General features: G+C 58.0%; 15 protein-coding genes. 9 read left to right on the top strand and 6 right to left on the bottom strand.

From position 1 onward, the window contains the following. Positions 1–26 precede the first annotated feature (26 nt). Complete coding sequence (locus tag QRN85_RS19765) at positions 27–764, bottom strand: helix-turn-helix transcriptional regulator (RefSeq protein WP_082469815.1); 738 nt, start codon at positions 762–764, stop codon at positions 27–29. A gap of 352 nt (positions 765–1116) precedes the next feature. Here QRN85_RS19765 and QRN85_RS19760 point away from each other — a divergent pair, with 352 nt between their 5' ends. Then, on the top strand, positions 1117–2892 hold the full coding sequence (locus QRN85_RS19760; RefSeq protein ID WP_062590217.1) for a glucan ABC transporter ATP-binding protein/ permease: 1776 nt from the start codon (positions 1117–1119) through the stop codon (positions 2890–2892). A gap of 79 nt (positions 2893–2971) precedes the next feature. Here the strand turns inward: QRN85_RS19760 and QRN85_RS19755 are convergent, their stop codons facing one another. Then, positions 2972–3673, bottom strand: a complete 702-nt coding sequence (locus QRN85_RS19755) for a DUF1013 domain-containing protein (RefSeq protein WP_062590216.1) — start codon at positions 3671–3673, stop codon at positions 2972–2974. Positions 3674–3905: 232 nt separating this feature from the next. Between QRN85_RS19755 and acs the strand changes: the two genes are divergently transcribed. The 4 genes from acs (at position 3906) to QRN85_RS19735 (ending at position 9663) form a co-directional block, all read left to right on the top strand. Continuing rightward, entirely contained in the window at positions 3906–5864 is a 1959-nt protein-coding gene (acs, locus tag QRN85_RS19750; protein ID WP_284759838.1) for an acetate--CoA ligase, read from the top strand. 199 nt (positions 5865–6063) lie between these two features. Next, positions 6064–6954, top strand: a complete 891-nt coding sequence (locus tag QRN85_RS19745; protein WP_284759837.1) for an NAD(P)-dependent oxidoreductase — start codon at positions 6064–6066, stop codon at positions 6952–6954. Positions 6955–7149: 195 nt separating this feature from the next. Beyond that, positions 7150–8583: an aldehyde dehydrogenase family protein gene (locus tag QRN85_RS19740; RefSeq protein WP_062589113.1), complete on the top strand. Its 1434-nt coding sequence runs from the start codon at positions 7150–7152 to the stop codon at positions 8581–8583. 102 nt (positions 8584–8685) lie between these two features. Beyond that, positions 8686–9663: a threonine ammonia-lyase gene (locus QRN85_RS19735; RefSeq protein ID WP_284759836.1), complete on the top strand. Its 978-nt coding sequence runs from the start codon at positions 8686–8688 to the stop codon at positions 9661–9663. Here QRN85_RS19735 and QRN85_RS19730 read toward each other — a convergent pair. Beyond that, entirely contained in the window at positions 9660–10760 is a 1101-nt protein-coding gene (locus tag QRN85_RS19730) for an NAD(P)/FAD-dependent oxidoreductase (RefSeq protein ID WP_284759917.1), read from the bottom strand. The genes QRN85_RS19735 and QRN85_RS19730 overlap by 4 nt on opposite strands. Before the next feature lie 227 nt (positions 10761–10987). Here QRN85_RS19730 and QRN85_RS19725 point away from each other — a divergent pair, with 227 nt between their 5' ends. Continuing rightward, the gene (locus tag QRN85_RS19725; RefSeq protein WP_162928033.1) at positions 10988–11131 is read left to right on the top strand and encodes a hypothetical protein; all 144 of its coding nucleotides are present in this window, start codon (positions 10988–10990) and stop codon (positions 11129–11131) included. Between the two features lie 72 nt (positions 11132–11203). Here QRN85_RS19725 and QRN85_RS19720 read toward each other — a convergent pair whose 3' ends face one another. Together QRN85_RS19720 and QRN85_RS19715 are read right to left on the bottom strand one after the other, a co-directional pair. Continuing rightward, positions 11204–12391 carry a M20 aminoacylase family protein gene (locus QRN85_RS19720; protein WP_284759835.1) on the bottom strand — a complete coding sequence of 396 codons (1188 nt, stop codon included), beginning with the start codon at positions 12389–12391 and terminating at the stop codon, positions 11204–11206. A gap of 169 nt (positions 12392–12560) precedes the next feature. Further along, positions 12561–12896, bottom strand: coding sequence for a hypothetical protein (locus QRN85_RS19715; RefSeq protein WP_284759834.1), 336 nt, complete (start codon positions 12894–12896; stop codon positions 12561–12563). A gap of 64 nt (positions 12897–12960) precedes the next feature. Between QRN85_RS19715 and QRN85_RS19710 the strand changes: the two genes are divergently transcribed. Next, complete coding sequence (locus QRN85_RS19710; RefSeq protein WP_284759833.1) at positions 12961–21453, top strand: glycoside hydrolase family 94 protein; 8493 nt, start codon at positions 12961–12963, stop codon at positions 21451–21453. 165 nt (positions 21454–21618) lie between these two features. Here QRN85_RS19710 and QRN85_RS19705 read toward each other — a convergent pair whose 3' ends face one another. Beyond that, entirely contained in the window at positions 21619–22278 is a 660-nt protein-coding gene (locus QRN85_RS19705; RefSeq protein WP_162734742.1) for a YggS family pyridoxal phosphate-dependent enzyme, read from the bottom strand. A 203-nt stretch (positions 22279–22481) separates the two neighbouring features. Between QRN85_RS19705 and leuS the strand changes: the two genes are divergently transcribed. Together leuS and QRN85_RS19695 are read left to right on the top strand one after the other, a co-directional pair. After that, positions 22482–25112: a leucine--tRNA ligase gene (gene leuS, locus QRN85_RS19700; RefSeq protein ID WP_284759832.1), complete on the top strand. Its 2631-nt coding sequence runs from the start codon at positions 22482–22484 to the stop codon at positions 25110–25112. Next, on the top strand, positions 25102–25650 hold the full coding sequence (locus QRN85_RS19695; protein WP_284759831.1) for a hypothetical protein: 549 nt from the start codon (positions 25102–25104) through the stop codon (positions 25648–25650). The genes leuS and QRN85_RS19695 overlap by 11 nt, the downstream gene beginning before the upstream one ends. Positions 25651–25660: the final 10 nt, after the last annotated feature.

Here is a 25660-nt window from a genome sequence, read left to right as displayed (position 1 = left end):
GCGTACGACTGGCCGCTTTTGATCGTTCAGGAAATGATGCCGTGACGAAGGGCAAGTGCAACGACATGCTGCCTGTTTCGAGCGTCGAACTTGCGCTGGATGCCGTTTATATACCAATCGACGGTGTGGCTGGATATGGACAGGGTTTTACCGATTTCCGGCGATGTCTTGCCTTGGGCCAAAAGCGTCAGCACATCCAGCTCGCGCCGTGTCAGCTGCGTGACAGTCAGGTCGGGAAATGACAGAAGCTCTTCCGATTGACCGGAGAATTCCAGCACTTTCCAGAAAGCCGCACGCATTGCCATGTCAGCGACAGTCAGTTCCTGCTTTGAAAAATGGCGCCCCTCACCGAGCACGAAAACGCCTCCGAGCAAACCGCTTCGACCATGAATCGGAAAACCAAAGCCATCGCGCAGGCCAAAGCGAGCAGCATCCTGAAACAGCTTGGACGCGCGCTTGCGTTGCGTTGCGTGCGGCAGAAGACCCACAACGTCACGGCAACGAAACGGCTGATGCAACAGGCCGAGCGTACGCTTTACCGGATCTATTTCGTAATATTTCTTGGCGTGATAAAACTCTTTCCAACCATTTGGCAGATATTCCGCAAGGACTGTTCCCGTGAAGGTCAGATCCTCTTCATCGCGTCGAACGATCCGATAGAAATTGAACCCCATTCGACGGGTAACATCATGGAAAGATGAAAGAAATTTTTCCTTCGTTCTCGCCTCTTTGCACAGGGTCAAAAACTGAAACACATCGTGCATGGAGCCGAAAACCTTGGAAGAAACTAGACATTCGTCGACGCGCTCTAAAATGATATTTTCTCCCGACGCCGAGCAACGTGTATGACGCGCCCGTTAGAGGTTATACCTTAAAAGGTAATCGATGATTAAAACCATACCGCGAAATCTTGAATGGCATTCAAGCGCGGCTCCTGCAATCCCGAAATGAATATTTTTTAGAGAAGTTGATCCGTGCAGCCGCTCCGTTAAGCCCGCATTCATGTGGAAAAAGCGATAAAACAAAGACTTGCTTAATCTGCATCGCCATTGAAAGCACTGCAGTTAAAAGGCGCTGGAGATCCGGCGCTGCGGACATGAAGACGGGATTTGGGAATTGACACTGTTTCAGGTTTATACACGCGCCCTGCGTTATCTCGCCAACAACAAGTGGCGTGTCACCATCGTCGTTGTCGCAAACATCATTCTGGCAGCAATCACCATCGCTGAGCCCGTTCTGTTCGGTCGTATCATCGACGCAATATCGTCGGGTTCGGACGCGACAAACATCCTTATTCTCTGGGCCGCCTTCGGTGTGTTCAACACGGTTGCCTATGTCGCCGTGGCGCGAGAGGCCGACCGCCTTGCCCACGGGCGCCGTGCATCCCTGTTAACGGAAGCCTTCGGTCGCATCATCTCGATGCCGCTCTCGTGGCACCACCAGCGCGGCACCTCCAATGCGTTGCATACGCTGTTGCGAGCCAGCGAGACCCTGTTCGGTCTCTGGCTGGAGTTCATGCGCACGCATCTGGCAACATTCGTGGCGTTGATCCTGCTTATCCCGACCGCCATCTCGATGGACTTCCGCCTCAGCTGCGTACTCATGGCGCTGGGCACCGTCTACTGGTTCATCGGCAAATGGGTGATGGAGCGCACCAAGGAAGGCCAGGCCTCTGTCGAGGAGCACTATCACTCCGTGTTTGCGCATGTGAGCGACTCGATCAGCAATGTGTCCGTCCTGCATAGCTACAATCGCATCGAAGCAGAGACAAAGGCGCTAAAATCTTTCACCGAAAGGTTGCTGAGCGCGCAATATCCCGTTCTCGATTGGTGGGCCTTCGCCAGCGCGCTCAACCGCACGGCTTCCACACTCTCCATGATGGTGATCCTGATTATCGGTACGATCCTCGTCAAGAACGGCGAGCTGAAGGTCGGTGACGTCATTGCCTTCATCGGTTTTGCCAATCTTCTCATCGGCCGTCTTGACCAGATGCGCGCTTTCGCGACGCAGATTTTCGAGGCGCGTGCGAAACTCATCGACTTCTTCAAGCTTGAGGATTCCGTCCAGGAGCGTGAAGAACCCAGTGGCGCCGTCGAACTCGGCCAGGTCTCCGGCAAGGTCGAGTTCCGGAATGTCGACTTCGGTTTCGCCAATACTAAACAGGGTGTTCACGACGTTTCCTTTACGGCGAACGCGGGCGAAACCGTTGCCATCGTTGGCCCCACGGGCGCCGGAAAGACAACGCTCATCAACCTGCTTCAGCGCGTCTACGATCCGAATGGCGGCCAGATTCTGGTCGACGGCACGGATATTTCGACGGTCACCCGGCAGTCGCTGCGCAATTCTATTGCCACGGTCTTCCAGGATGCGGGCCTGCTGAACCGCTCCATCCGCGACAATATCCGGCTGGGGCGTGACAGCGCCACGGACGACGAAATCGCGCAGGCGGCAGCCGCTGCGGCAGCAACGGACTTTATCGACAGCAGACTGAACGGCTACATGACGCAAGTCGGCGAACGCGGCAACCGCCTGTCCGGCGGCGAACGCCAGCGAATCGCCATTGCTCGCGCCGTTTTGAAGAACGCGCCGATCCTTGTTCTTGACGAGGCAACCAGCGCGCTCGACGTCGAGACGGAAGCCCGCGTCAAGGACGCTGTGGATGCCCTGCGCAAGGACCGTACGACATTCATCATCGCCCACCGGCTGTCTACGGTGCGCGACGCCGATCTTGTCCTCTTCATGGACAATGGCCGGATTGTCGAGAAGGGCACCTTTGACGAGCTGAGCATGCGCGGCGGTCGCTTCTCCTCGCTTCTGAGGGCAAGTGGTCTGTTGAACGACGATGAAAAGACCGGTGCGCCAGTGCTTTCCCTGCCTGCGAAAACAGCCTGATCACCGTTCTAGAAATTCCACGCAAAGAAAAGCCCCGCATAACGGGGCTTTTTTCGTCAGTGCATAAAGAAGGGAAAGATCAGTAATTATCGTCTTCGTCTTCATCCTTGCGGGAAGACTTGAGCGAGCTGAGCTTTGCAAATACGGCGTTGGCGTCGATTTCTTTTTCTTCCTCACGCTCATAGTTGTAGCCGAGGCTTTCGGTAGCAGCAGCAGGCTGCAAGGTCGCGTCCAGTTCTTCCTGCGTTGGAAGCGGACGACCGCGCGATGCGCGCTCTACTTCAAGGTCGAGATCGATCTGGCTGCACAGGCCGAGCGTGACCGGATCCATCGGCGTCAGATTGGCCGAGTTCCAATGCGTGCGGTCGCGGATCTGTTCGATCGTGGACTTGGTCGTACCGACGAGGCGGGAAATCTGCGCGTCCTTGAGTTCAGCGTGGTTGCGCACCAGCCAGAGAATGGCGTTTGGGCGATCCTGACGCTTGGAAACCGGCGTGTAACGCGGACCGCGACGCTTGGATTCAGGCACGCGAACCTTCGGTTCGGAAAGCTTGATCTTGTGAGCAGGATTGGCTTCCGCACGCGCGATTTCATCACGCGAAAGCTGACCCGTGGCAATGGGGTCGAGGCCCTTAATGCCCTGGGCGGCTTCGCCATCGGCGATTGCCTTGACTTCAAGCGGGTGCAGTTTGCAGAACGTAGCAATCTGATCGAACGACAGCGCGGTGTTGTCCACCAGCCAGACGGCCGTCGCTTTCGGCATAAGCAGTGTTTGAGCCATAGATACAGTCCTTCTGTCCGTCCGCTCCGGGGGCGCGGGCCGTGGATGTTAACCACTGATTTCCGGGATATGAGCGGTCTATAACCGGATTGCATCATAATTGCAATTCTTTGCAAGACAAATGACCATTGTCTAATTGCCGGATGTCGCCGAACTGCTATGAATCTGACACATGACTGGGGGAAAAGGAGTCTCCCGGTAAGGTGAAATAAAGCGGCCTGAGGAGGAAATCATGTCTGCCAAAATCTACCCGGTTTTGAAATCTGCCAAGATACGCACGAAGATCGACAATGAGCGTTACCAGAGATGGTACGAGCAGAGTGTCGAGGATCCGGATGGGTTCTGGGGCAAGCACGGCAAGCGGATAGACTGGTTCAAGCCTTACACCAAGGTCAAGAATACGTCGTTTAAGGGCAAGGTGCCGATCAAGTGGTTCGAGGACGGGCTGACCAATGTCTCCTACAATTGCATCGACCGGCATCTGAAGACCCATGGCGAGCGCACGGCGATCATCTGGGAAGGCGACAATCCCTATATCGACAAGAAGATCACCTACAACCAGCTTTACGATGCGGTGTGCCGTCTGGCCAATGTGATGAAGAAGCACGGCGTCAAGAAGGGCGACCGGGTGACCATCTACATGCCGATGATCCCGGAAGCCACCTATGCGATGCTGGCCTGCGCACGCATCGGCGCGGTGCATTCCGTGGTCTTTGGCGGCTTTTCGCCGGATGCGCTGGCGGGTCGCATCGTGGACTGCGAGTCGACCTTCGTCATCACCTGCGATGAGGGCGTGCGCGGCGGCAAGCCGATTGCGCTCAAGGAAAACACCGACAAGGCCATCCACATCGCCGCACGCCAGCATGTCATCGTCAACAAGGTGCTGGTGGTGCGCCGCACCGGCGGCAAGACCAACTGGGCGCCGGGCCGCGACCTCTGGTACCATCAGGAAGTCGCCTCGGTAAAACCCCATTGCGAGCCGGCAAAGATGAAGGCGGAAGATCCGCTGTTCATCCTCTACACCTCAGGCTCCACCGGCAAGCCCAAGGGCGTGCTGCACACGACCGGCGGCTATCTGGTCTATGTGTCGATGACGCATGAATATGTCTTCGATTACAACGATGGCGATATCTACTGGTGCACCGCCGATGTCGGCTGGGTGACCGGCCATTCCTATATCGTCTACGGACCGCTTGCCAATTGCGCCACCACCGTCATGTTCGAGGGCGTGCCGAACTTTCCCGATCAGGGCCGGTTCTGGGAAGTCATCGACAAGCATCAGGTCAACATCTTCTACACCGCCCCAACCGCATTGCGCTCGCTGATGGGCGCGGGCGACGAGTTCGTCAAGCGTTCCTCGCGCTCGTCCCTTCGGCTTCTCGGCACGGTGGGCGAGCCGATCAATCCGGAAGCCTGGGAGTGGTATTACCACGTGGTGGGCGAGGACAAGAGCCCGATTGTCGACACCTGGTGGCAGACGGAGACCGGCGGCATTCTGATCTCGCCTTTGCCGGGGGCGACCGACCTGAAACCGGGCTCGGCCACGCGACCCTTCTTCGGCGTGCAGCCGCAACTGGTCGATGCCGAGGGCAAGGTGCTGGAAGGTGCAGCCGATGGCAATCTGTGTATTGTCGACAGCTGGCCGGGACAGTCGCGCACGGTCTATGGCGATCACCAGCGATTCGTCGAGACCTATTTCTCCACCTACAAGGGCAAGTACTTCACCGGCGATGGCTGCCGACGCGATGAAGATGGCTATTACTGGATTACCGGGCGCGTCGATGACGTTCTCAATGTCTCGGGCCACAGGCTGGGCACGGCAGAAGTCGAATCGGCGCTGGTGTCGCACAATCTGGTCTCGGAGGCGGCCGTGGTGGGCTATCCGCATTCCATCAAGGGTCAGGGCATCTATTGCTATGTGACGCTGATGGCGGGGCAGGTGGGTGACGATGCGCTGCGGGCAGAACTCATCAAGCATGTGCGCAACGAGATCGGTCCTGTCGCCACGCCGGACAAAATCCAGTTCTCGCCCGGTCTTCCCAAGACCCGCTCGGGCAAGATCATGCGCCGCATCCTGCGCAAGATCGCCGAGGACGACTTCGGCGCGCTTGGCGATACCTCGACCCTCGCAGACCCAGCCGTCGTCGATGACCTCATCGAAAACAGGCAGAACAGGCAAGAAGCCGCGTGACAGGCGCCTGAGACCTATAGCCCGGCGGTACTCAGCTGCCGGGCTTTGAAATCCCTGGACTGCCCCTTCGACACCAAGTCCCGGTGAAAACAGCGGCTTTGCTGCAAGCTTCCGTTCTGCTCGAACCAACCTTTCAAAAACTGCACTTTCGGCCTGATTTTTTCTGTGCACATTGGGGAGCAGTTGGAGGAGAATTGACATGACGACAGACAATAGCCGCGTAATCGCCTTTATCGGGACGGGCCTGATGGGCGGGCCAATGGCGAAAAACCTTCTTGGTGCAGGCTTCAGCCTCCGTGTCTGGAACCGCAGCACCGAAAAAGCCCAGGCACTTGCCTCTGAAGGAGCGGTTATCGCGTCATCTGCGGCGGAGGCGGCAAGCGGCGCAAGCATCGTCGTGACGATGCTGAGCGATGGCGATGCGGTCGGCGACGTTCTATTCGGTGCCGGCGTGGCAAATGCGCTCGAAAAAGGCGCGATCATTATCGACAGCAGCTCGATTGCCCCGTCGATTGCACGGGCTCACGCAAAGAAACTCGAAGAGCTCGGCCTTCATCACATCGATGCCCCGGTTTCAGGCGGCGTTGTTGGGGCGAAAGCGGGTACGCTTGCGATCATGGCGGGTGGCGATGAGCAGCTTATCGCAACTCTGTCTGACGTTTTCGCGCCCATGGGTCGGCTGACCTATGTCGGCCCCTCGGGCGCGGGGCAATTGTGCAAGCTTGCCAACCAGCAGATCGTCGCCATCACCATCGGCGCCGTTGCCGAAGCCATGATGCTGGTTGAAGCCGGAGGCGCATCGCGGGAAGGTTTTCGCAATGCCATACGCGGCGGATTTGCCGAAAGCCGCATATTGGAATTGCACGGTGAGCGCATGGTAAAGCGCGATTTCGAGCCCGGCGGACCATCAAAGTTCCAACTGAAAGACCTGAACGGCGTGCTCGCGACAGCGAAAGATCTATCGCTGGATCTACCCCTCACCCAGAAAATCACCCAGGAATTTGCCGAGTTCGTTCATGACGGTGGTGCCGACGTCGACCACAGCGGTATCTTGATATATCTGGAAAAACTCAACAGTCACCGAGCCTGATCGCATCACCACTCTGCGCGGTTATTTCTATTGCCTGAGAGAATTTGTTACATCTCTTATATGGCAATTTTCTTGAACAGATCATATCACAGATCGCAGCGACCGTGGGCGGATGCGATCTGACACGCGGCGATCCACAAATCTCATCAGAACGGTGGCGCGTAGCTGCCCGGTTCACTTGAAAGGGAACAGTTCATGACCATCCACCAGAACCTCATCGACGGCGAATGGATCGGTGCCGAGACGTCGGAAAACATCAATCCGTCCGACACCAAGGAAATCGTGGGCCTATATGCGCAGGCAAATGCCGACGATGCGAAGCGCGCCATCGCCGCCGCCAAGGCCGCGTTCCCGGCATGGTCGCGATCCGGCATTCTGGAACGCCACGCGATCCTGAAAAAGACCGCTGACGAAATCCTGGCGCGCAAGGACGAGCTTGGCGCGCTCCTGGCCCGAGAAGAAGGCAAGGTTCTGGCAGAAGGCATTGGTGAAACCATTCGCGCTGCCCAGATATTCGATTTCTTTGCTGGCGAAGCGCTTCGTCTGGCAGGAGAGGTCATTCCGTCTGCCCGGCCCAATATCGGCGTCGAAGTCACCCGCGAGCCGCTCGGCGTCATCGGCATCATCACGCCGTGGAACTTCCCGATTGCGATCCCGGCCTGGAAGATTGCCCCGGCCCTTTGCTACGGCAACACGATTGTCTTCAAACCAGCGGAACTGGTTCCCGGCTGCTCCTGGGCCATCGTCGATATCCTGCACCGCGCCGGTCTGCCGAAGGGCGTCCTCAATCTGGTCATGGGCCGCGGCTCTATCGTCGGGCAGGCGATGCTCGACAGCCCGCATCTTGCAGGCATCACCTTCACAGGCTCCACCGGCACCGGCCAGCGCGTGGCGGCATCATCGCTTCCTTTCAACCGCAAGTTCCAGCTGGAAATGGGCGGCAAAAATCCGTTCGTCGTGCTTGATGATGCCGATCTTGGCGTCGCCGTGGAGGCTGCGGCCAATTCCGGTTTCTACTCCACCGGCCAGCGCTGCACCGCATCGTCGCGAATCATCGTGACCGAGGGCATTCACGACCGGTTCGTTGCAGCCCTGACGGAGCGTCTGGCCAAGATCAATGTCGGACACGCCATGGACAAGGAAACCCACGTCGGCCCGGTCGTTGATGAAAAACAGCTGAAGCAGGATACCGACTACATCGAAATCGGCAAAAAGGAAGGCGCGAAGGTTGCCTTCGGTGGCGATCTCGTCAAGCGGGAAACGCCTGGCTTCTTCCTGCAGCCAACGCTGTTTACCGAAGCGACCAACGATATGCGCATCTCGCAGGAAGAAATCTTCGGACCTGTCGCCGCCGTCATCCGGGTGAAAGACTATGATGAAGCGCTGGCGGTTGCCAATGATACGCCCTTTGGCCTGTCATCAGGCATCGCGACCACAAGCCTGAAGCACGCCACCCATTTCAAGCGCAATGCGGAAGCCGGCATGGTCATGGTCAACCTGCCAACGGCAGGGGTCGATTTTCATGTTCCTTTCGGAGGCCGCAAGGCATCATCCTTCGGTCCGCGCGAACAGGGGCGTTATGCCAGCGAGTTCTTCACCACGGTAAAGACGGCTTACACACTCGCCTGATCCGACACAAAAAAGACCAACCCCGGCCCACGGCCGGGGTTTTCAGATGCACGATGCCTGCTTATCCTAGCTCCAGAATATAGTCGGCAAGTCGGAGACGAGATGACAGACATCGCCATGATCGAGGCTGCGCGCGAACGCATCGGCGCTGAAGCAATTCGCACACCTTTGCTGTCTTCACCCTTTCTGGACGACATTGCCGGTCGCAGAATTCTGGTAAAAGCAGAATGCCTTCAGCGCACTGGCTCGTTCAAGTTTCGCGGTGGCTGGTCAGCCGTTTCAGGGCTTGCCCCCGAGATCCGCAAACGGGGCGTCATCGCTTTCTCTTCCGGCAATCATGCGCAAGGCGTGGCTCTTGCCGCAGCGCTGCACGACGTTCCATCCGTCATCATCATGCCTGACGACGCGCCAAAAATTAAAATCGAAAACACCCGAGAGTATGGGGCCGAGGTCGTTCTGTTCGATAGATCGAAAGATGACAGGGACGCCATCGGCGCCACTCTTTCCAAGGACCGTGGCCTCACGCTCATCCGTCCCTATGACGAGCCTCTGGTCATCGCGGGTCAGGGCACGGTGGGTCTGGAAATCGCTGAACAGGGCCGCGAACTCGGCATCGAGAATGCCGAGGTTCTCGTGCCCTGTGGCGGCGGCGGGCTGACATCCGGCACCGCCATTGCGCTCAGTGCCAAGGCGCCCGGATACACGGTCAGGACCTGCGAGCCGCAGGCGTTTGATGATGTTGCCCGCTCTCTGGCCTCAGGCAGGATCGAACGCAATGAGAAACTGTCCGGCTCTGTTTGCGATGCCATCATCACACCTCAGCCCGGCAACATCACGTTTCCAATCATGACACACCATTGCGGCCCGGGCATTGCGGTGACCGAAGATGAGGCATTGCACGCGATGGTGCTGGCGTTTCTGCGGTTGAAGGTGGTTGTGGAGCCAGGCGGTGCCGTCGCTCTCGCGGCAGCGCTCTTCCATGGAGCAGAGCTCAAGAGCGATACGATCATTGCCGTCGCCTCCGGCGGCAATGTCGATCCCGAAATCATGGCGCAGGCGCTTTCCCGCTTCAGCCATTAGGAAAGCCTTCGATAGACCTCTTCTGCAATGGCCAGAGAGGCGGTCAGTCCCGGGCTCTCGATGCCGAACAGATTGACAAGCCCCTCGACACCGTGGACTTGCGGGCCGTCGATCCGAAAATCCATCGCGGTGTCCTCCGGGCCCGAAATCTTGGGTCTGATGCCGGAATATGCAGGCACCAGCGCATTATCAGGCAATCCTGGCCAGTACCGCCGGATGGCTTCGTCGAAACCTTCCGAGCGCCGTGGATCGACCGCATAATCGATGGTCTCCACCCACTCCACATCAGGGCCAAAGCGCGCCTGACCTGCCAGATCGAACGTCAGGTGCACGCCCAGCCCATGACTTTGCGGGGCCGGATAAATCAGGTGTGAAAACGGCGACCTTGCTGCCAGGGAAAAATACGATCCCTTTGCGAAACGCGCTACCGGCACGTGACTGGCTGGAAGTCCGTTGATCGCGCCGGCAAGCCGGGGAGCGTGGAGCCCTGCCGCATTGACGAGAATGCGACAGGTCAGACGCATCGGCTGGCAACCGCCAGCTTCCACATTGAAGCCCCCGTCAATTTTATCCGCACGGATGAAGGGCGTTTGATAGGCTATCGCGGCACCGGCATCCTCGGCATCGCCCAGCAGCGCCAGCATGTAGCCATGGCTATCGATGATACCGGTCGATGGTGAAAAGAGCGCTGCGAGGCACGAAAGCGACGGCTCGAGATTTTGCGCCTGAGCCGCATCGAGCAAGTGAAGATCGTCGCAGCCGTTCTGGCTGCCACGCGCCAGCAATGTATCGAGAAGCGGGACCTCGTCGTCCTCAGTCGCAACGATCAGTTTTCCGCACTGCCTGTACCCAACTCCGTGGCTCTCGCAGAAGTCATAAAGCTTCCGCCTGCCCTCGACGCACAATCTGGCTTTCAGGCTGCCAGCTGGATAATACAGGCCCGCATGGATGACCTCGCTGTTGCGCGAAGACGTCTCTGTGCCGAAATCATCGCCCTGTTCCAGAACGACGGTGGACAGGCCCGCCTGCGCAAATGCTCTCGCGGTTGCCAGCCCAATGACCCCTGCGCCAACGACGACAACGTCGATATCCACCAAATCAGCTCCCATTGGTTTTCACATTGAACCGGAAATCACGCCGCGCGTTGATGCTGGCACAGGAGGGTTGATCATTACGCGTTGGGAGGCATGTAACGATCAGTATTTTCCCCGATGTGGCCAACATATGGAAAAACATCTCTACAGAACGTCAGCATAAAAGGCGATATTCGACATAAGTTATGAAGGTCGGCATGGCCGATAGTGTATCAACGAGGGAGGGTTCTATGTCTTATTCCAAAGCCGGAAAAATCAAAGATTTCACCCCTGCAACAACGCCGTCGCGTGGCTGGCAGCCGGTTGTTCACACGGTCCTCATCAGCCTGTGCTTCGGCTTCGTCGCCGCTGTCATCCTTGGGCTGGTGCCTTAAGACTCAAGCGCTTGAACGACAGGGAGCACGACTTCGTCGAAGGCTTGGCCGGGTTGAAGCCGTGCTCATTGCTCAAGCTCTATTTCCCTTGAGGAAATCTTCCACCAGTTCCACCCAGAAAGCCGTGCCGACAGGCAGGATATCGTCGTTGAAATCGAATTTGGGATGATGCAACGGAGGATCGTTTTTGGTCCTTTGGGTACCAAGGAAAAAGTAAGCGCCGGGGCGCTGTTCCAGCATATAGGCGAAATCCTCCGCTCCCATTGTAGGCCGAGGCATTTCCATAACCTTGTCGGCTCCAGCAAATCGCGTGGCTAGATCAACAATATAATCTGTCTCCGCCTTGTGGTTGACCGTGGGATTGTAGCCACGCTGGTAATCGAGCGTGACACCCATCCCGTAACTTGCGGCCTGCCCTTCAGCAATCAGACGAATGCGTTTTTCCAGCTCGTCGCGCGCGGCAGCGTCGAAGGACCTGATGGTCAGCAACATTTCCGCTGTTTCAGGAATGACATTGCTTGCCACACCCGCGTGAAATGCGCCGACCGTCACGACCGTTGGCGTCAAGGGGTGAATATTGCGCGAGACAATGGTCTGTAGCGCCATGATGATGCTGGCACCGGCAACGATGGGATCAAGCGCGTCTTGCGGCTCCGCACCATGGCCGCCATAGCCATTGACGGTGATCTTGCATTCATCCACCGCAGCCATGATCGGCCCTTCACGCAGCACGAAGTGGCCGAAGGGCAGGCTTGGCTCATTGTGAAGCGCAAAGACCGCGTCGCAGGGAAAGCGCTCGAACAGACCGTCCTCGATCATGATGCGGGCGCCACCGAAATTTTCTTCTGCCGGCTGGAAGATCAGGTGCACGGTGCCATCGAAGTTACGCCGCTCTGCGATGATCCGCGCTGCGCCCAGCAACATCGCCGTGTGCCCGTCATGGCCGCAGGCATGCATCACGCCGGGATTGACGCTTGCATAATCGGCACCGGTTTCTTCAACAATCGGCAGGGCGTCCATATCGGCGCGAATACCCACCGTCTTGCTGCTATTGCCGTTGCGCAAGGTTGCGACGACACCCGTTCCGGCAAGCCCGCGGGTCACGTCATATCCCATTGCTTCCAGCTGCGACGCGACAAAGTCAGACGTTTTGAATTCTGAAAGCCCGATTTCAGGGTTTTTATGTAGGTGATGACGGATTGCACGGACATCCGGCATGTGATTGTCGAATGCGGCTGCGTTATTTGGCTGTATCGTCATTTTTTTTAGGTCCGGAATATTCTGCATGTGAGCGACGTAACGTCGTTCATGCCTAGCAGTTTTACCAGTGTCTGGTAAGGGACGGGCAAGCCAAGATTGCCATGATCATGCCCATTGATTTCGGCGCTTGCGCAGAGGCGCGACAGGTGGCATGGAACTGATATCGCATTTATTCATTCCCTCCATTGGGTCGCTTCTTTTGTATCGAAAGATGCTCGCGCCCGAGGGGTTGGATGAAGAAATGCGACAGGGGCACAGCATGACGTGGTTTCGCTTTGGGGGAGTTTGCGAAATGTTTCACGAAAAGCATGGCGCGATGGCGCATTCTATCTGCCAGATCAGTGTCAAATAGTTGATTTTCTTCAGATGTGAAGCGCTCTGCCCAAAAATGCCATGTTGATGGGCAAGCAGTTTCACTTCGATCATCGTGTGCTGGTTCGCGATGGTTCAGCAAAGGTTCAGGATCAGCAAGAAATAAAGCTGCCAAAGTTGTTTCAATTTCCAAGAGCAATCTGAAACAAGTTCCGGTTAAATAGCCAGATCCTCACCAGAGTGCAGAATACGAGCCGATGTCATTTCATATTACGCCGACCGCCGCCGCCCGTGATTCAGAAGCAAAGCAGATCGATCACAATGATTCGATACGCTCCGTTTACTTCACAATCGATGAGCTGAGGGACTGTGGAGCCGAGCTCTCCAGGACCGGGGCCGACGACTTGCCGGGCTTCATGGAGTTCGATTTCTTCGCGCGCCATCGTGAAAACGAAAAGGAAATCCTGCGCGTTTATCGAACGACCGCCGTCGACTCTGAAAACGGCGCAACGATCACGCCTGCTGCAGAATGGCTGCTCGACAATCACTATGTGATAGAGGAAGCGATCCAGGAGGTCCGGCGCGACTTTCCGCGCAAGTTCTACCGTCAGCTCCCGACGGTCAGGATTGGCAATACGGAAATCCCGCGCGTCATGGCGCTCGCATGGCTCTATGTCGCCCATACCCACAGCACGGTGTCGCGCGAAAGCATGACGGCGCTGGTGGAGGGGTACCAGACTTCCAAGACTCTGCAGATCGGTGAATTGTGGGCGTTGCCCTCCATCCTCCGTTTCGTTCTGATCGAAAATTTGCGGCGGATCTCCATTCGCGTGGAACGCTCCCGCCGGATGCGCCAGAAGGCCAACGAGGTCGTGGACGAGATCATCCGGCTGAACGATGCCGAAGCCTCCGCCACCCTCCTCAAGCAGATCGACAATCTGGTTGACGACCCCACATTCTCCACACAGTTCCTGTATCGCCTCCGAAACGGTTCACAGACCTCTGGCTTCGCACTGAACTGGCTCGAAGAGCGTCTGCAAAGCGCTGGTACCGATGCCGAGAACACGATGATGGCGGAACATAACCGCCTCGCCTCCGGCAACGTCACCATGGGCAACATCGTCAAGAGCCTGCGCGAAATCGACGATACCGAATGGTCTGTCTGGTTCGAGGAAGTCAGCCATATCGACAAGGTCCTGCGTGAGCAGACCGATTACGAAACGCTCGATTTCGGCTCCCGCAATACCTACCGCAACACGGTCGAGCTTCTCGCTCGCCGCTCGCCCAAGACAGAAATCGAAGTTGCGCAGGCCGCCGTCGACATGGTGACGGAAACCGCCAATTCGGATGAAAAGCACCCCCACGCGCCCAATGTCGGCAGCTTCCTGATCGGCCAGCGCCGTGAGGAACTGGAAAGACGGATTGGATATACGCCGCTTATCTCGCAAAGCGTCGTGCGCTTCATGCGCCAGTTCAACTGGCTCTCGGTCGCCGTTCCCGTCATTGCGCTGACCGCACTTGCCATGTGCATCGTCGGATGGTTCCTGGCCGATGCCGGAATGCCCTGGTATGTTGTCACGGCATTCCTCTTGATGTTTGCCCTGCCCGCATCCGAAGGTGCGACGGGACTTTTCAACACGCTGGTGACCTTCTTCGTCAAGCCGTTCCGTCTGGTCGGATATGAGTTCAAGGAGGGCATTCCAGAAGACGCCCGCACGCTGCTGGCCGTCCCATGCATGTTGACAAGCCGCGACAGCGTCGATGAAATGGTCCGCAATCTCGAGGTCCATTATCTCGCCAATCCGCATGGAGAGATTTCCTTCGCGCTGATCAGCGACTGGCGCGATGCCCCATACGAGCAATCGGCAGAAGATGTCGAAATTCTCGAATATGCCAAGCGCGAAGTGGCCGCATTGTCGGCCCGTTATGCGTTTGACGGCAGGACACGCTTCTTCCTTCTGCATCGCCGCCGTCTATACAATCCAGCCGAAGATTGCTGGATGGGCTGGGAGCGCAAACGCGGCAAGCTGCATGAACTCAACATGCTGCTTCGCGGCGACAAGGACACGACATTCCTCAACGGTGCCAATATGGTGCCGGAAAACGTCAAATACGTCATGACGCTGGACGCTGACACACGCCTGATGCGCGACGCCGTGACCAAGCTCGTCGGCAAGATGCACCATCCGATCAACCGTCCTGTTCACGACCCAGTAACCGGTCGTGTGATCCACGGTTACGGCCTGCTGCAGCCGCGCGTGACCCCATCGCTGACAACTGGCAAGGACGCCTCCGTCTTCCAGCGCGTCTTCTCCATCAATCGCGGTATCGATCCTTACGTCTTCACCGTATCTGACGTCTATCAGGACCTGACCTCCGAAGGTACATTCACGGGCAAGGGTCTTTATGACGTGGATGCATTCGAGACGGCGCTGAAGGGCCGGATCGAGGAAAATGCAGTTCTCTCTCACGACCTCTTGGAAGGCTCGTTTGCCCGTTGCGCCCTGGTAACGGATGTCGAGCTCGTCGAAGACTTCCCAACCCGTTACGAAGTCGAAGTTTCGCGCCAGCATCGCTGGGCACGTGGCGACTGGCAGCTTCTGCCTTACATCATGGAAGCAAAACGCGGTGTGACCGCCATTGGTCGCTGGAAGATGATCGACAATCTTCGTCGTTCTCTCACCCCGATTGCATGGTTCGTTGCCTCCGTTCTTGGCTGGTACTTCATGGGTCCGCTCGGCGCGCTGATCTGGCAGATCCTGCTGATCTTCTCGCTCTTCGTCGCACCCACACTGTCACTGCTGTCCGGCCTCGTTCCGCGCTCGACCGATATCGTGCCGCAGGCGCATTTCCATACGCTGTGGTCAGAAATCCGCGCCACCAATGCTCAGGTTGCACTGCGAATCGTCTTTATCGCAGACAGTGCCTGCATGATGGCGGATGCCATCGGCCGCTCGCTCTACCGTCTGTTCGTCAGCGGCAAGCTGATGCTGGAATGGCGCACCGCCGCCAGCATTCAGTCCAGCGCGCAGGGCAGCATTCTCGATTACTATCGCCAGATGTGGCACGCGCCGGTCGTTTCGCTGCTCGGCCTGCTGTTTGCCTCACTGCCGGGTGATAACGCGTTCCTGGTCGGCATTCCCTTCGCACTTCTGTGGGTCTTCTCGCCCGCCGTTGCCTGGTATGTCAGCCAGTCCGCCGAGACCGAAGATCGTCTCTTCGTCTCCGAACATGTGTCGAGCGAGCTTCGCAAGATCGCCCGTCGCACATGGCGCTATTACGAAGCCTTCGTTACCTCGGGTGAAAACTACCTCCCGCCGGACAACTTCCAGGAAACGCCGGAGCCTATCGTTGCCAGCCGTACCTCGCCGACCAATATCGGCGTCTACCTGCTGTCTGTGATTTCGGCCCGTCAATTCGGCTGGATCAGCTTCTCGGAAACCGTCGAGCGGATGGAAAAGACCATCGAGACGGTCGAGAAGATGGAGAAATATCGCGGCCATCTCTACAACTGGTACCATACCGATACGCTTCAGACGCTTGGCCCCCGCTACGTCTCTGCGGTAGATAGCGGTAACCTTGCCGGTCACCTCATCGCCATCTCGTCGGCCTGCCGTCAGTGGGCGGAAGCACCGTCTGCGCATCTTCAGGGCAATCTCGACGGTATTGGCGATGTCGCCGGCATCCTGCGCGAAACCCTTAAGGAACTGCCTGACGATCGCAAGAACCTGCGGCCTCTCCATCGCCGCCTGGAAGAGCGTATCATCGGCTTCTCCAACGCGCTCGCCTCGGTCAAGCGTGAGCATGAGTTCGCATCGATCCGCGTCATCAATCTGGCCGTCTTGGCCCGCGACATCCAGAAGCTGGCTTCCAACCTCAATCTGGAAGTCAAGTCGGAGCAAAGTGCGGAAGTCACGCGCTGGGCGCAGTCGCTGGTCGATTGCTGCGAAGCGCATATTTCCGACAGCGCCTTCGATCTCGCCACCATCGATCCGTTGCGTGACCGGCTGAACTCGCTGCGCGACCGCAGCCGCAACCTCGCCTTCTCGATGGACTTCGGCTTTCTCTATCGCAAGGACCGCCGTCTTCTGTCGATCGGCTACCGCGTCGACAGCAAGGAGCTTGACGAGGCCTGCTACGACCTCCTCGCCTCCGAATGCCGCCTGACCAGCCTTTTTGCCATCGCAAAGGGCGATCTGCCGACCGAACACTGGTATCGTCTTGGCCGTCAGGTCGTGCCGATCGGCGCGCAGGGCGCGCTGGTTTCCTGGTCCGGCTCGATGTTCGAATATCTGATGCCGCCGCTTGTCATGCAGGAGCGTCATGGTGGTATCCTGAACCAGACCAACAATCTGATCGTCAAGGAACAGGTCAATCACGGTCGCCGTCTGGGCACCCCGTGGGGTATCTCGGAAGCAGCCTTCAATGCCCGCGATCACAACATGAACTACCAGTACACCAACTTCGGTGTACCCACGCTTGGCCTGAAGCGCGGCCTCGGCCAGAATGCCGTCATTGCGCCTTACGCCTCCATCCTGGCATCGCAATATGACCCGGATGCCGCGCTTGAGAACCTGCAGAAGTTGCGCAAACTCGGCGCGCTCGGCCAGTACGGCTTCCATGATGCGGTCGATTTCACACCGACCCGCGTTCCCGATGGCAAGGTCTGCGCTGTCGTTTACAACTACTATGCCCACCACCATGGCATGTCGATTGCGGCTGTTGCCAACGTGGTTCTGGATGGTGTGTTGCGTGAACTCTTCCACGCCGACCCCGTCATCGAAGCCGCTGAACTGCTGCTTCAGGAAAAGGCGCCACGCGAAGTTCCAGTGGTCAGTTCCAAGTACGAGCCGGAGACACCCGGCAAGGAACAGGCCGACCTGCTGCGCGCAGAAGTTCGCACCATTGCCGATCCTGCCGTACGGGACCGCGAGGTCGTGTTCCTGTCGAATGGTCACTATTCCACGATGCTGACATCGACAGGTGCCGGTTACTCGAAGTGGAACGGTCTGGCGATTTCCCGCTGGAAGGCCGATCCGACAGAAGACCGCTGGGGCACGTTCCTGTTCCTGCGCGATACCGTTTCGGGCGACTGGTGGAGCGCCACCGCAGAACCGCGCGTTGCCTTGGGCGAAAAGACCAAGACGGTCTTTACCGACGACAAGGCCGAATTCCACAAGACGGTCGGCGATATTCAAAGCGTCGTCGAGTGCATCGTAGCGACGGAGCATGATGCCGAAGGCCGCCGTGTGACCCTTCTCAATGTCGGTTCTGAGGATCGTTACATCGAAGTCACGTCCTACATGGAGCCCGTCATTGCCAATGAAGACGATGACAATGCTCACCCCTTGTTCTCCCGCATGTTCGTGCAGACGGAAATCGGCAAGCGTGGCGATGTCATTCGTGCGTGGCGCAACAAGCGGTCTCCGAGCGAACCAAGCACGGTGATCGCGCATCTGGCCGCGGACAATGCCGGCCCGGCGCGTCCGACCGAATTCGAGACCGACCGCGCCAAGTTCATTGGCCGAGGCCGTTCTCTCGGCGAGGCGGCTGCTTTCGATGCGGGTGCCACACTTTCCGGCACCGATGGCTTCACGCTCGACCCTATCCTGTCGCTGCGACGCGTGGTGCGCGTTCCCGCCGGCAAGAAGGTCAGCGTCATCTTCTGGACGATTGCAGCACCAAGCCGCGAAGATGTCGACAAGGCCATTGATCGTTACCGTCACCCGGATGCCTTCGCGCATGAACTCGTTCATGCCTGGACGCGAACACAGGTGCAGATGCGCCATGTGGGCGTAACCTCGCAGCAGGCAGCAGCCTTCCAGCATCTCGCCCGCTATCTCGTCTATCCAGATATGCATCTGCGTGCGGATGCCGATACGCTGAAGACGGGTCTTGGTTCGCAACGGTCCCTGTGGCCGCTGGCGATTTCGGGCGACTTCCCGATCTTCAGCCTGCGCATCAATGACGATATGGACATGGATATCGCCAAGGAAGCCTTGAGCGCCCATGAATATCTGCGCGCCCGTGGCGTCATTTTCGATCTCGTCATCGTCAATGAACGCGCAGCATCCTACGCGCAGGACATGCAGCACGCGCTGGATTACATTTCCGAAGCCCAGCGCCGTATCAATCCGGCCGATGGCGGCAGACCGCACGTCTTCTCCGTCCGTCGCGACCTGATGGATGAGGAAACATGGTCGGCCCTGCTGGCTGCCTCCCGCGTCGTTCTTCACGTTCGCAACGGCAAGATCGTCGATCAGGTCAACCGCGCCGTCTCGCTCTTTGCCGCCCATCGTGGGCCGGAAGGAAGCGATCTGGCACAGGCACGTCTGCCTGCCCCGGTCTTCCCACAGGGTGAGCCGGTCGAAGACGCGCATGATCTGGATTTCTGGAACGGCTTCGGCGGTTTCGCAAAAACCGGCGATGAATATGTCGTGCGGCTTCACGGCGGGCAGTCCACGCCGCAGCCGTGGATCAATGTGATTTCCAACGAACGTTTTGGTTTCCACATCTCCGCAGAAGGTGCCGGTTTCACATGGAGCCGCAACTCGCGCGATTACCAGCTGACTCCATGGAGCAATGATCCGGTCATCAACCGTCCCGGTGAAGCGATCTATGTGTCGGATGTCGACAGCGGCAAGATTCACTCGCCTTTCGCCGCATTGTCGCGAAATCCCGAGGCGGTATTCGAAACCCGTCACGGCCTTGGTTATTCGGTTTTCCGCAGTGTTGACGATGGTCTCGATATCGAAGTCATCCAGACGGTGGATCGCGAAAAGCCGGTAAAGCTGTCACGTCTGACGGTTCGAAATGTCGGCAGCCAGAACCGCCGTCTCAGAACCTATGGCTATGTCGAATGGGTACTGGGCAACAATACCCAGAAGTCGGCGCCGTTCATTCTCAGCAACCATGATGAGGAAACCGGCGCGCTGTTTGCTTCAAACCCATACAGCATCGATTACAACGCCCGCACGGCCTTCCTGTCTCTCGATGGCCCAGCAAGCGGCTTTACCACCAGCAAACGCGAGTTCATCGGACGTTACGGGTCGGTTCAGGCACCGCAGGCTATTCTGTCAGGCGCTGCCCTTTCCGGAAGCGTTGAGCTTGACGGTGCACCTTGTGCGGCGCTCATGCAGGAAATTCACCTCAAGCCAGGTGAAGAGCGGCATGTCCTGATCTACATGGGTGATGCCGACACGGCGCAAGAGGCCCGTGCACTGGTGAAGGATATTCGCCAGAGCGACTTCGATGATGTTCTGGAAGCAAACAAGCGTTTCTGGAGCGGGTTCAGCGGACAGCTTCAGGTCTCCACGCCCGATGCCGGTTTCAACCACATGGTCAACAGCTGGCTGCCCTATCAGGCGCTTGCGTGCCGCATTCTGGCGCGCACGGCCTTCTATCAGTCCAGTGGTGCATTTGGCTTCCGTGACCAGCTGCAAGACACGCTCGCCTTCCTGCTCTACCAGCCGGAACTTGCCCGCGAGCAGATCCTGCGGGCCGCTGGACGTCAGTTTGCGGAAGGCGACGTGCAACACTGGTGGCTGCCATTGACGGGTGCCGGTGTACGAACCACGATTTCCGACGACGTGGTCTGGCTGGCTTACGCCGCCCACCAGTACATCGCCGCCACCGGCGACAAGGCTATCCTTGATGAAAGCATCCCGTTCCTCAAGGGACCGGCCTTGACCCCTGGGCAGCACGACGCCTTCTTCCAGCCGGAAACCAGCGAAACGACGGCAAGCCTATATGAACATGCAGCACTTGCCCTCGATCTGGCCATCCACCGGACGGGCGAAAACGGCTTGCCTCTCATCCTTGGCGGTGACTGGAACGACGGCATGAACCGTGTCGGCGTGGCTGGCAAAGGCACAAGTGTGTGGCTCGGCTGGTTCCTCGCTGGCACCCTTCGCAATTTCATCGAAATCGCAGAAGAGCGCGGCGATCTGGACCGTGTCGAGAAATGGAAGACCCATCGCGACAAATTGCGTGCGGCGCTGGAAACGGCGGGCTGGGACGGCGACTACTACCGTCGTGGCTACTTCGATGACGGCACGCCACTTGGCTCGATTACCAGCGAGGAATGCCGTATCGATTCGCTCGGCCAGAGCTGGAGCGTCCTTTCCGGCGAAGGTGAGGAACAGCGGTCGGCTCAGGCAATGGACGCGGTCATGAAGGAACTGGTGGACGAAGAGGCTGGTATCATCCGCCTGTTCACGCCAGCCTTCTCCCGCTCGCCGCAGGATCCGGGCTACATCAAGGCCTACCCGCCCGGTGTTCGCGAGAATGGTGGCCAGTATACGCACGCAGCCACATGGGTCGTGCTGGCGCTGGCCAAGCTTGGCCGCCATGAAGATGCGTGGAAGTGCTTCTCGCTGCTCAATCCCGTCAATCATGCGCTCGACAGACCGTCTTCAGAGACCTACCGCGTCGAGCCCTATGTCGTAACGGCGGACGTCTATGGTGCCGGTGCCTATTCAGGTCGCGGCGGCTGGAGCTGGTACACGGGATCGGCCGGTTGGCTGTACCGCGCCGCCGTCGAGGGCATTCTCGGGATTACCCGTGTCAACGGTACTCTGCACATTGATCCATCGCTACCGGATGCGTGGGATGGCTTCTCCGCCAAGATCACGCTGGATGGCAAGGTTCGCGAAGTGGCCGTCAAACGGACCGCCGGAAGCCCGGATATAGAGGTCTCCCTCGACGGAAAGCCTGTGACGGGCAAGGACAGGGCGATACCGTTCGATTAAGCGACCGGGGCTTCGGCCCCGACCGCCAAACAAAAAGCCACGGCTCCAAATGGAGGCCGTGGCTTTTTGTTGCGTATTAGCGTCAAGCCGCTGACGTGATTGTCGACAGGCGGTTGCCGTCACTCAGCGATCAAATGCGGCGAAGAACTACGTTATGGCTGCCGACTATCGCGTGCCGAAAATGGCCGAACCAACCCTGACGCTCGTGGCACCGAATTCAATCGCCGTCTCGAAGTCCCCCGACATCCCCATGGAAAGCTTCTGCACGTCACACTCTTTCGCAAGCTTGGCCAAAAGCGCGAAGTGTGGGCCGGGATACTCGTCGGCTGGCGGAATACACATCAATCCCTCGACATCAAGCTCCAACTCGTTGCGGCACATGGCCACAAAAGCGACCGTCTCGCGCGGGTCCAGACCTGCCTTCTGCGGTTCAAGCCCGGTATTGACCTGGACGTAAAACCGCAGCGTCCTGCCCTGCTTACGGCACTCATCCGCAAGCACCTTTGCGATCTTTTCCCGATCGACACTCTGGACCACGTCGAACAGCGCCACGGCCTCGGCAGCCTTGTTGGATTGCAATGGCCCGATGAGATGCAATTCTATGCCCTGGTTGCGCTCTTTCAGCGCAGGCCACTTGCCCTGGGCTTCCTGAACGCGATTTTCGCCGAAGACCCGCTGGCCGCAATCGATTACCGGCTGGATCGTGGCTGCATCGAATGTCTTGGAGACTGCAACGAGGCTGACACTGTTCTCCTCGCGCCCGGCCTTTTCCGCTACCGACGCAATACGCTGCCTGACATCTTCAAGACGCGCTTCGATTTCCATCACACCACCTCAACATTCTCTATTGCATCCATCAGGATCCGGTTTCAGTAGCCGCCACCGGCCTTGATGCCAAGACGGATTGTCACCATTTGAACGCGGTTACCAAGATTGCGCCCTTACCTGACCCGCCAAACTTGACGCATAGGCAGTTTCGTGGTGAAGGTCAGCGCAAATTTTCCCCTTGATACCCGGATTTCAGAAGTATGGCCATCGAACGTTATAATCCTCGCGACGCCGAGCCGCGCTGGCAGCAAAAATGGAACGAAGACAGTGTTTTCGTGACAGACAATAGCGATCCGCGCGAGAAATATTACGTTCTTGAAATGTTTCCATATCCGTCCGGTCGCATTCACATGGGCCATGTGCGCAATTACGCCATGGGTGACGTTGTGGCGCGCTACAAGCGTGCAAGGGGATACAACGTTCTTCACCCCATGGGCTGGGATGCATTCGGTATGCCGGCTGAAAACGCCGCCATGCAGAACAAGGTTCATCCGAAAGACTGGACCTACCAGAACATAGCCACCATGCGTGGACAGCTGAAATCCATGGGCCTTTCCCTCGACTGGACCCGTGAGTTTGCGACATGCGATGTTGAATATTACAGCAAGCAGCAGGCACTTTTCATCGATTTCATGGAAAAGGGTCTGGTTTATCGCAAACAGTCGAAGGTCAACTGGGACCCTGTCGATCATACCGTTCTGGCCAATGAACAAGTCATCGATGGCCGCGGCTGGCGATCTGGCGCGTTGGTTGAACAACGCGAACTGACCCAGTGGTTCTTCCGCATCACTGACTTCAGCCAGGATTTGCTGGACGAACTTGACGTTCTGGACCAATGGCCGGAAAAAGTTCGTTTGATGCAGAAGAACTGGATCGGCAAGTCGGAAGGCCTGTCGTTGCGCTGGCAGACGGTCACCTCCACCGTGCCCTCCGGTTTTGATGACATTACGGTTTATACAACCCGTCCTGACACGCTCTTCGGCGCATCTTTCCTTGCTATTGCGGCAGACCACCCGCTTGCCAAGGCATTGTCCCAGTCCAACAGCGAACTGGCGGAGTTCTGCGACGAATGCCGTCGTCAGGGAACATCGCTGGCTGCGTTGGAAACGGCGGAAAAGCGGGGCTTCGATACGGGCGTCAAGGTTGTCCACCCCCTCGATTCCTCGATGGAACTGCCCGTCTACGTCGCCAATTTCGTCTTGATGGAATATGGTACGGGCGCCATCTTCGGCTGCCCTTCCGGCGACCAGCGCGACCTCGATTTTGCACGCAAATACGGCCTGCCGGTCATACCCGTCGTCATGCCGGAAGGCGAAAATGCAGAGACATTCGCCATTGGCGAAACGGCATTTGTCGATGACGGCGTCATGATCAATTCGCAATTCCTGAATGGCATGACAACGACGGATGCCTTTGAGGCCGTCGTTTCCAGGCTCTCGTCGCAAATGCTCGGCGGTGCTGTGCAAGCCGAGCGCAAGGTGAACTTTCGTCTGCGTGACTGGGGTATCTCCCGCCAGCGCTATTGGGGTTGCCCGATCCCGGTCATCCATTGCGAAGTCTGCGGTGTTGTCCCTGTCCCGAAGAAGGACTTGCCGGTCAAACTGCCCGACGATGTCACTTTCGACACCCCCGGTAATCCGCTGGACCGTCACCCAACCTGGCGGCATGTGTCATGCCCGCAATGCGGTCATGATGCCCGCCGTGAAACCGACACGATGGACACCTTTGTCGATTCCAGCTGGTATTTCACCCGCTTTACCGCGCCGTGGGAGGAGCAGCCGACCGATCCGAAGATCGCCAATCGCTGGCTGCCTGTCGACCAGTATATTGGCGGCATCGAGCACGCGATCCTGCACTTGCTCTACTCGCGTTTCTTTACGCGTGCGATGAAGGCGACCGGCCATGTGGACGTGAAGGAGCCCTTCAAGGGCCTCTTTACCCAGGGCATGGTGGTGCATGAAACCTACCGTCTGGGCGAAGGCCAGAACGGTCAGTGGATCGTGCCCGCTGATATCCGTATCGAAGAAGTCGACGGCAAGCGCCGCGCATTCCTGCTGTCTGGCGGCGACGAAGTTCAGATCGGCTCGATCGAAAAAATGTCGAAGTCGAAGAAGAACGTTGTCGATCCCGACGATATCATCGCTTCCTACGGTGCGGATACCGCCCGCTTCTTCGTGCTGTCCGACAGCCCGCCGGATCGTGACGTCATCTGGTCGGAAGCTGGCGTTGAAGGCGCTCATCGTTTCGTACAGCGTGTCTGGCGCATCATCGGCGAAGCTGCTGAAGAGTTGAAGACTGTTACACCGGCCCCCGCAAATGACGGGCAGGGCCTTGTAATGTCAAAGGCCGCCCACAAGACGCTGAAGGCTGTTCAGGACGATCTGGACAAGCTGGCCTTCAACAAGGCCATTGCTCGCATTTACGAGTTGGTCAACACATTGGCCGGTCCTCTGGCTGAGGTAGCGGGTGGTGGCAAGTCGACCCAGGAAAGGGCAGCGGCGCGCGATGCAGCCGAAATCCTGATCCGCATGATCGCGCCGATGACACCGCATCTGGCTGAAGAGTGCTGGAAGGTGCTGGGCAATGAAGGGCTTGTTGCACAAACGGCATGGCCGACATTCGTGCCGGCTCTCACGGAAGAAAATGACGTGGTCATGCCGGTCCAGATCAACGGCAAGAAACGCGGCGAATTGACAATCGCACGCGATGCGGATCAAGATACCGTGCGCGCGGCTGTCGTCGAACTGGATGCCGTAAAAGCGGCTCTGGCCGGGGCCGAACCGAAAAAGATCATTGTGGTTCCACAAAGGATTGTGAACATTGTTGTCTGATGCCTATTCCAGATGGGGCCGCGTAGCAGCCGCACTATCCGTCATTCTGTTTGCCGGCATTCTGGCCGGATGCCAGGTGAGACCGCTCTATGGCGAAGCATCCGGCACGCGCCAGAAGCTTGAGACCGTGAACTTCGCCTCGGCCAACAGCCGCGTCTCACAGGAAGTCCGCAATCATCTCGTCTTCATGGCCTATGGCGGCGTAGGCGAGCCGACGCGCAAGGAATACGAGGTCAAGATTACGGTGTCCTCGAGCGCGACCTCGACGGAAGTCACTGACGACACCAGCCTTTCCATCGGCAAGAACAATTATGACGGCCCATATCCCGGTCGCGTCAACATGAAGGGCTCATACGTGCTGACCCGCATTTCGGACGGCCAGGTTCTGCGCGCGGCAACGCGCAACGTCACGGCAATGATCGATCTTCCGCAGCAGCAATTCGCCAATATTCGCGCCGTGCGCGATGGTGAAAATCGTGCCGCCCGTGAGCTTGCCGAAATCATCGGCACGGACATCGCCGCCACTCTCAGCCGCTGAGATCCGTTTG

This window comes from Agrobacterium sp. fls2-241-TYG-188a (assembly GCF_030209845.1).
Note: the sequence above shows the minus strand (reverse complement) of the source record. Positions and strands in the feature narration are given on the sequence as shown.

Coding starts and splice junctions, on each gene's coding strand:
- QRN85_RS19765 (WP_082469815.1), bottom strand. CDS start 764: ATGCACGATGTGTTTCAGTTTTTGACCCTGTGCAAAGAGGCGAGAACG.
- QRN85_RS19755 (WP_062590216.1), bottom strand. CDS start 3,673: ATGGCTCAAACACTGCTTATGCCGAAAGCGACGGCCGTCTGGCTGGTG.
- acs (WP_284759838.1), top strand. CDS start 3,906: ATGTCTGCCAAAATCTACCCGGTTTTGAAATCTGCCAAGATACGCACG.
- QRN85_RS19745 (WP_284759837.1), top strand. CDS start 6,064: ATGACGACAGACAATAGCCGCGTAATCGCCTTTATCGGGACGGGCCTG.
- QRN85_RS19740 (WP_062589113.1), top strand. CDS start 7,150: ATGACCATCCACCAGAACCTCATCGACGGCGAATGGATCGGTGCCGAG.
- QRN85_RS19735 (WP_284759836.1), top strand. CDS start 8,686: ATGACAGACATCGCCATGATCGAGGCTGCGCGCGAACGCATCGGCGCT.
- QRN85_RS19725 (WP_162928033.1), top strand. CDS start 10,988: ATGTCTTATTCCAAAGCCGGAAAAATCAAAGATTTCACCCCTGCAACA.
- QRN85_RS19720 (WP_284759835.1), bottom strand. CDS start 12,391: ATGACGATACAGCCAAATAACGCAGCCGCATTCGACAATCACATGCCG.
- QRN85_RS19710 (WP_284759833.1), top strand. CDS start 12,961: ATGTCATTTCATATTACGCCGACCGCCGCCGCCCGTGATTCAGAAGCA.
- QRN85_RS19705 (WP_162734742.1), bottom strand. CDS start 22,278: ATGGAAATCGAAGCGCGTCTTGAAGATGTCAGGCAGCGTATTGCGTCG.
- leuS (WP_284759832.1), top strand. CDS start 22,482: ATGGCCATCGAACGTTATAATCCTCGCGACGCCGAGCCGCGCTGGCAG.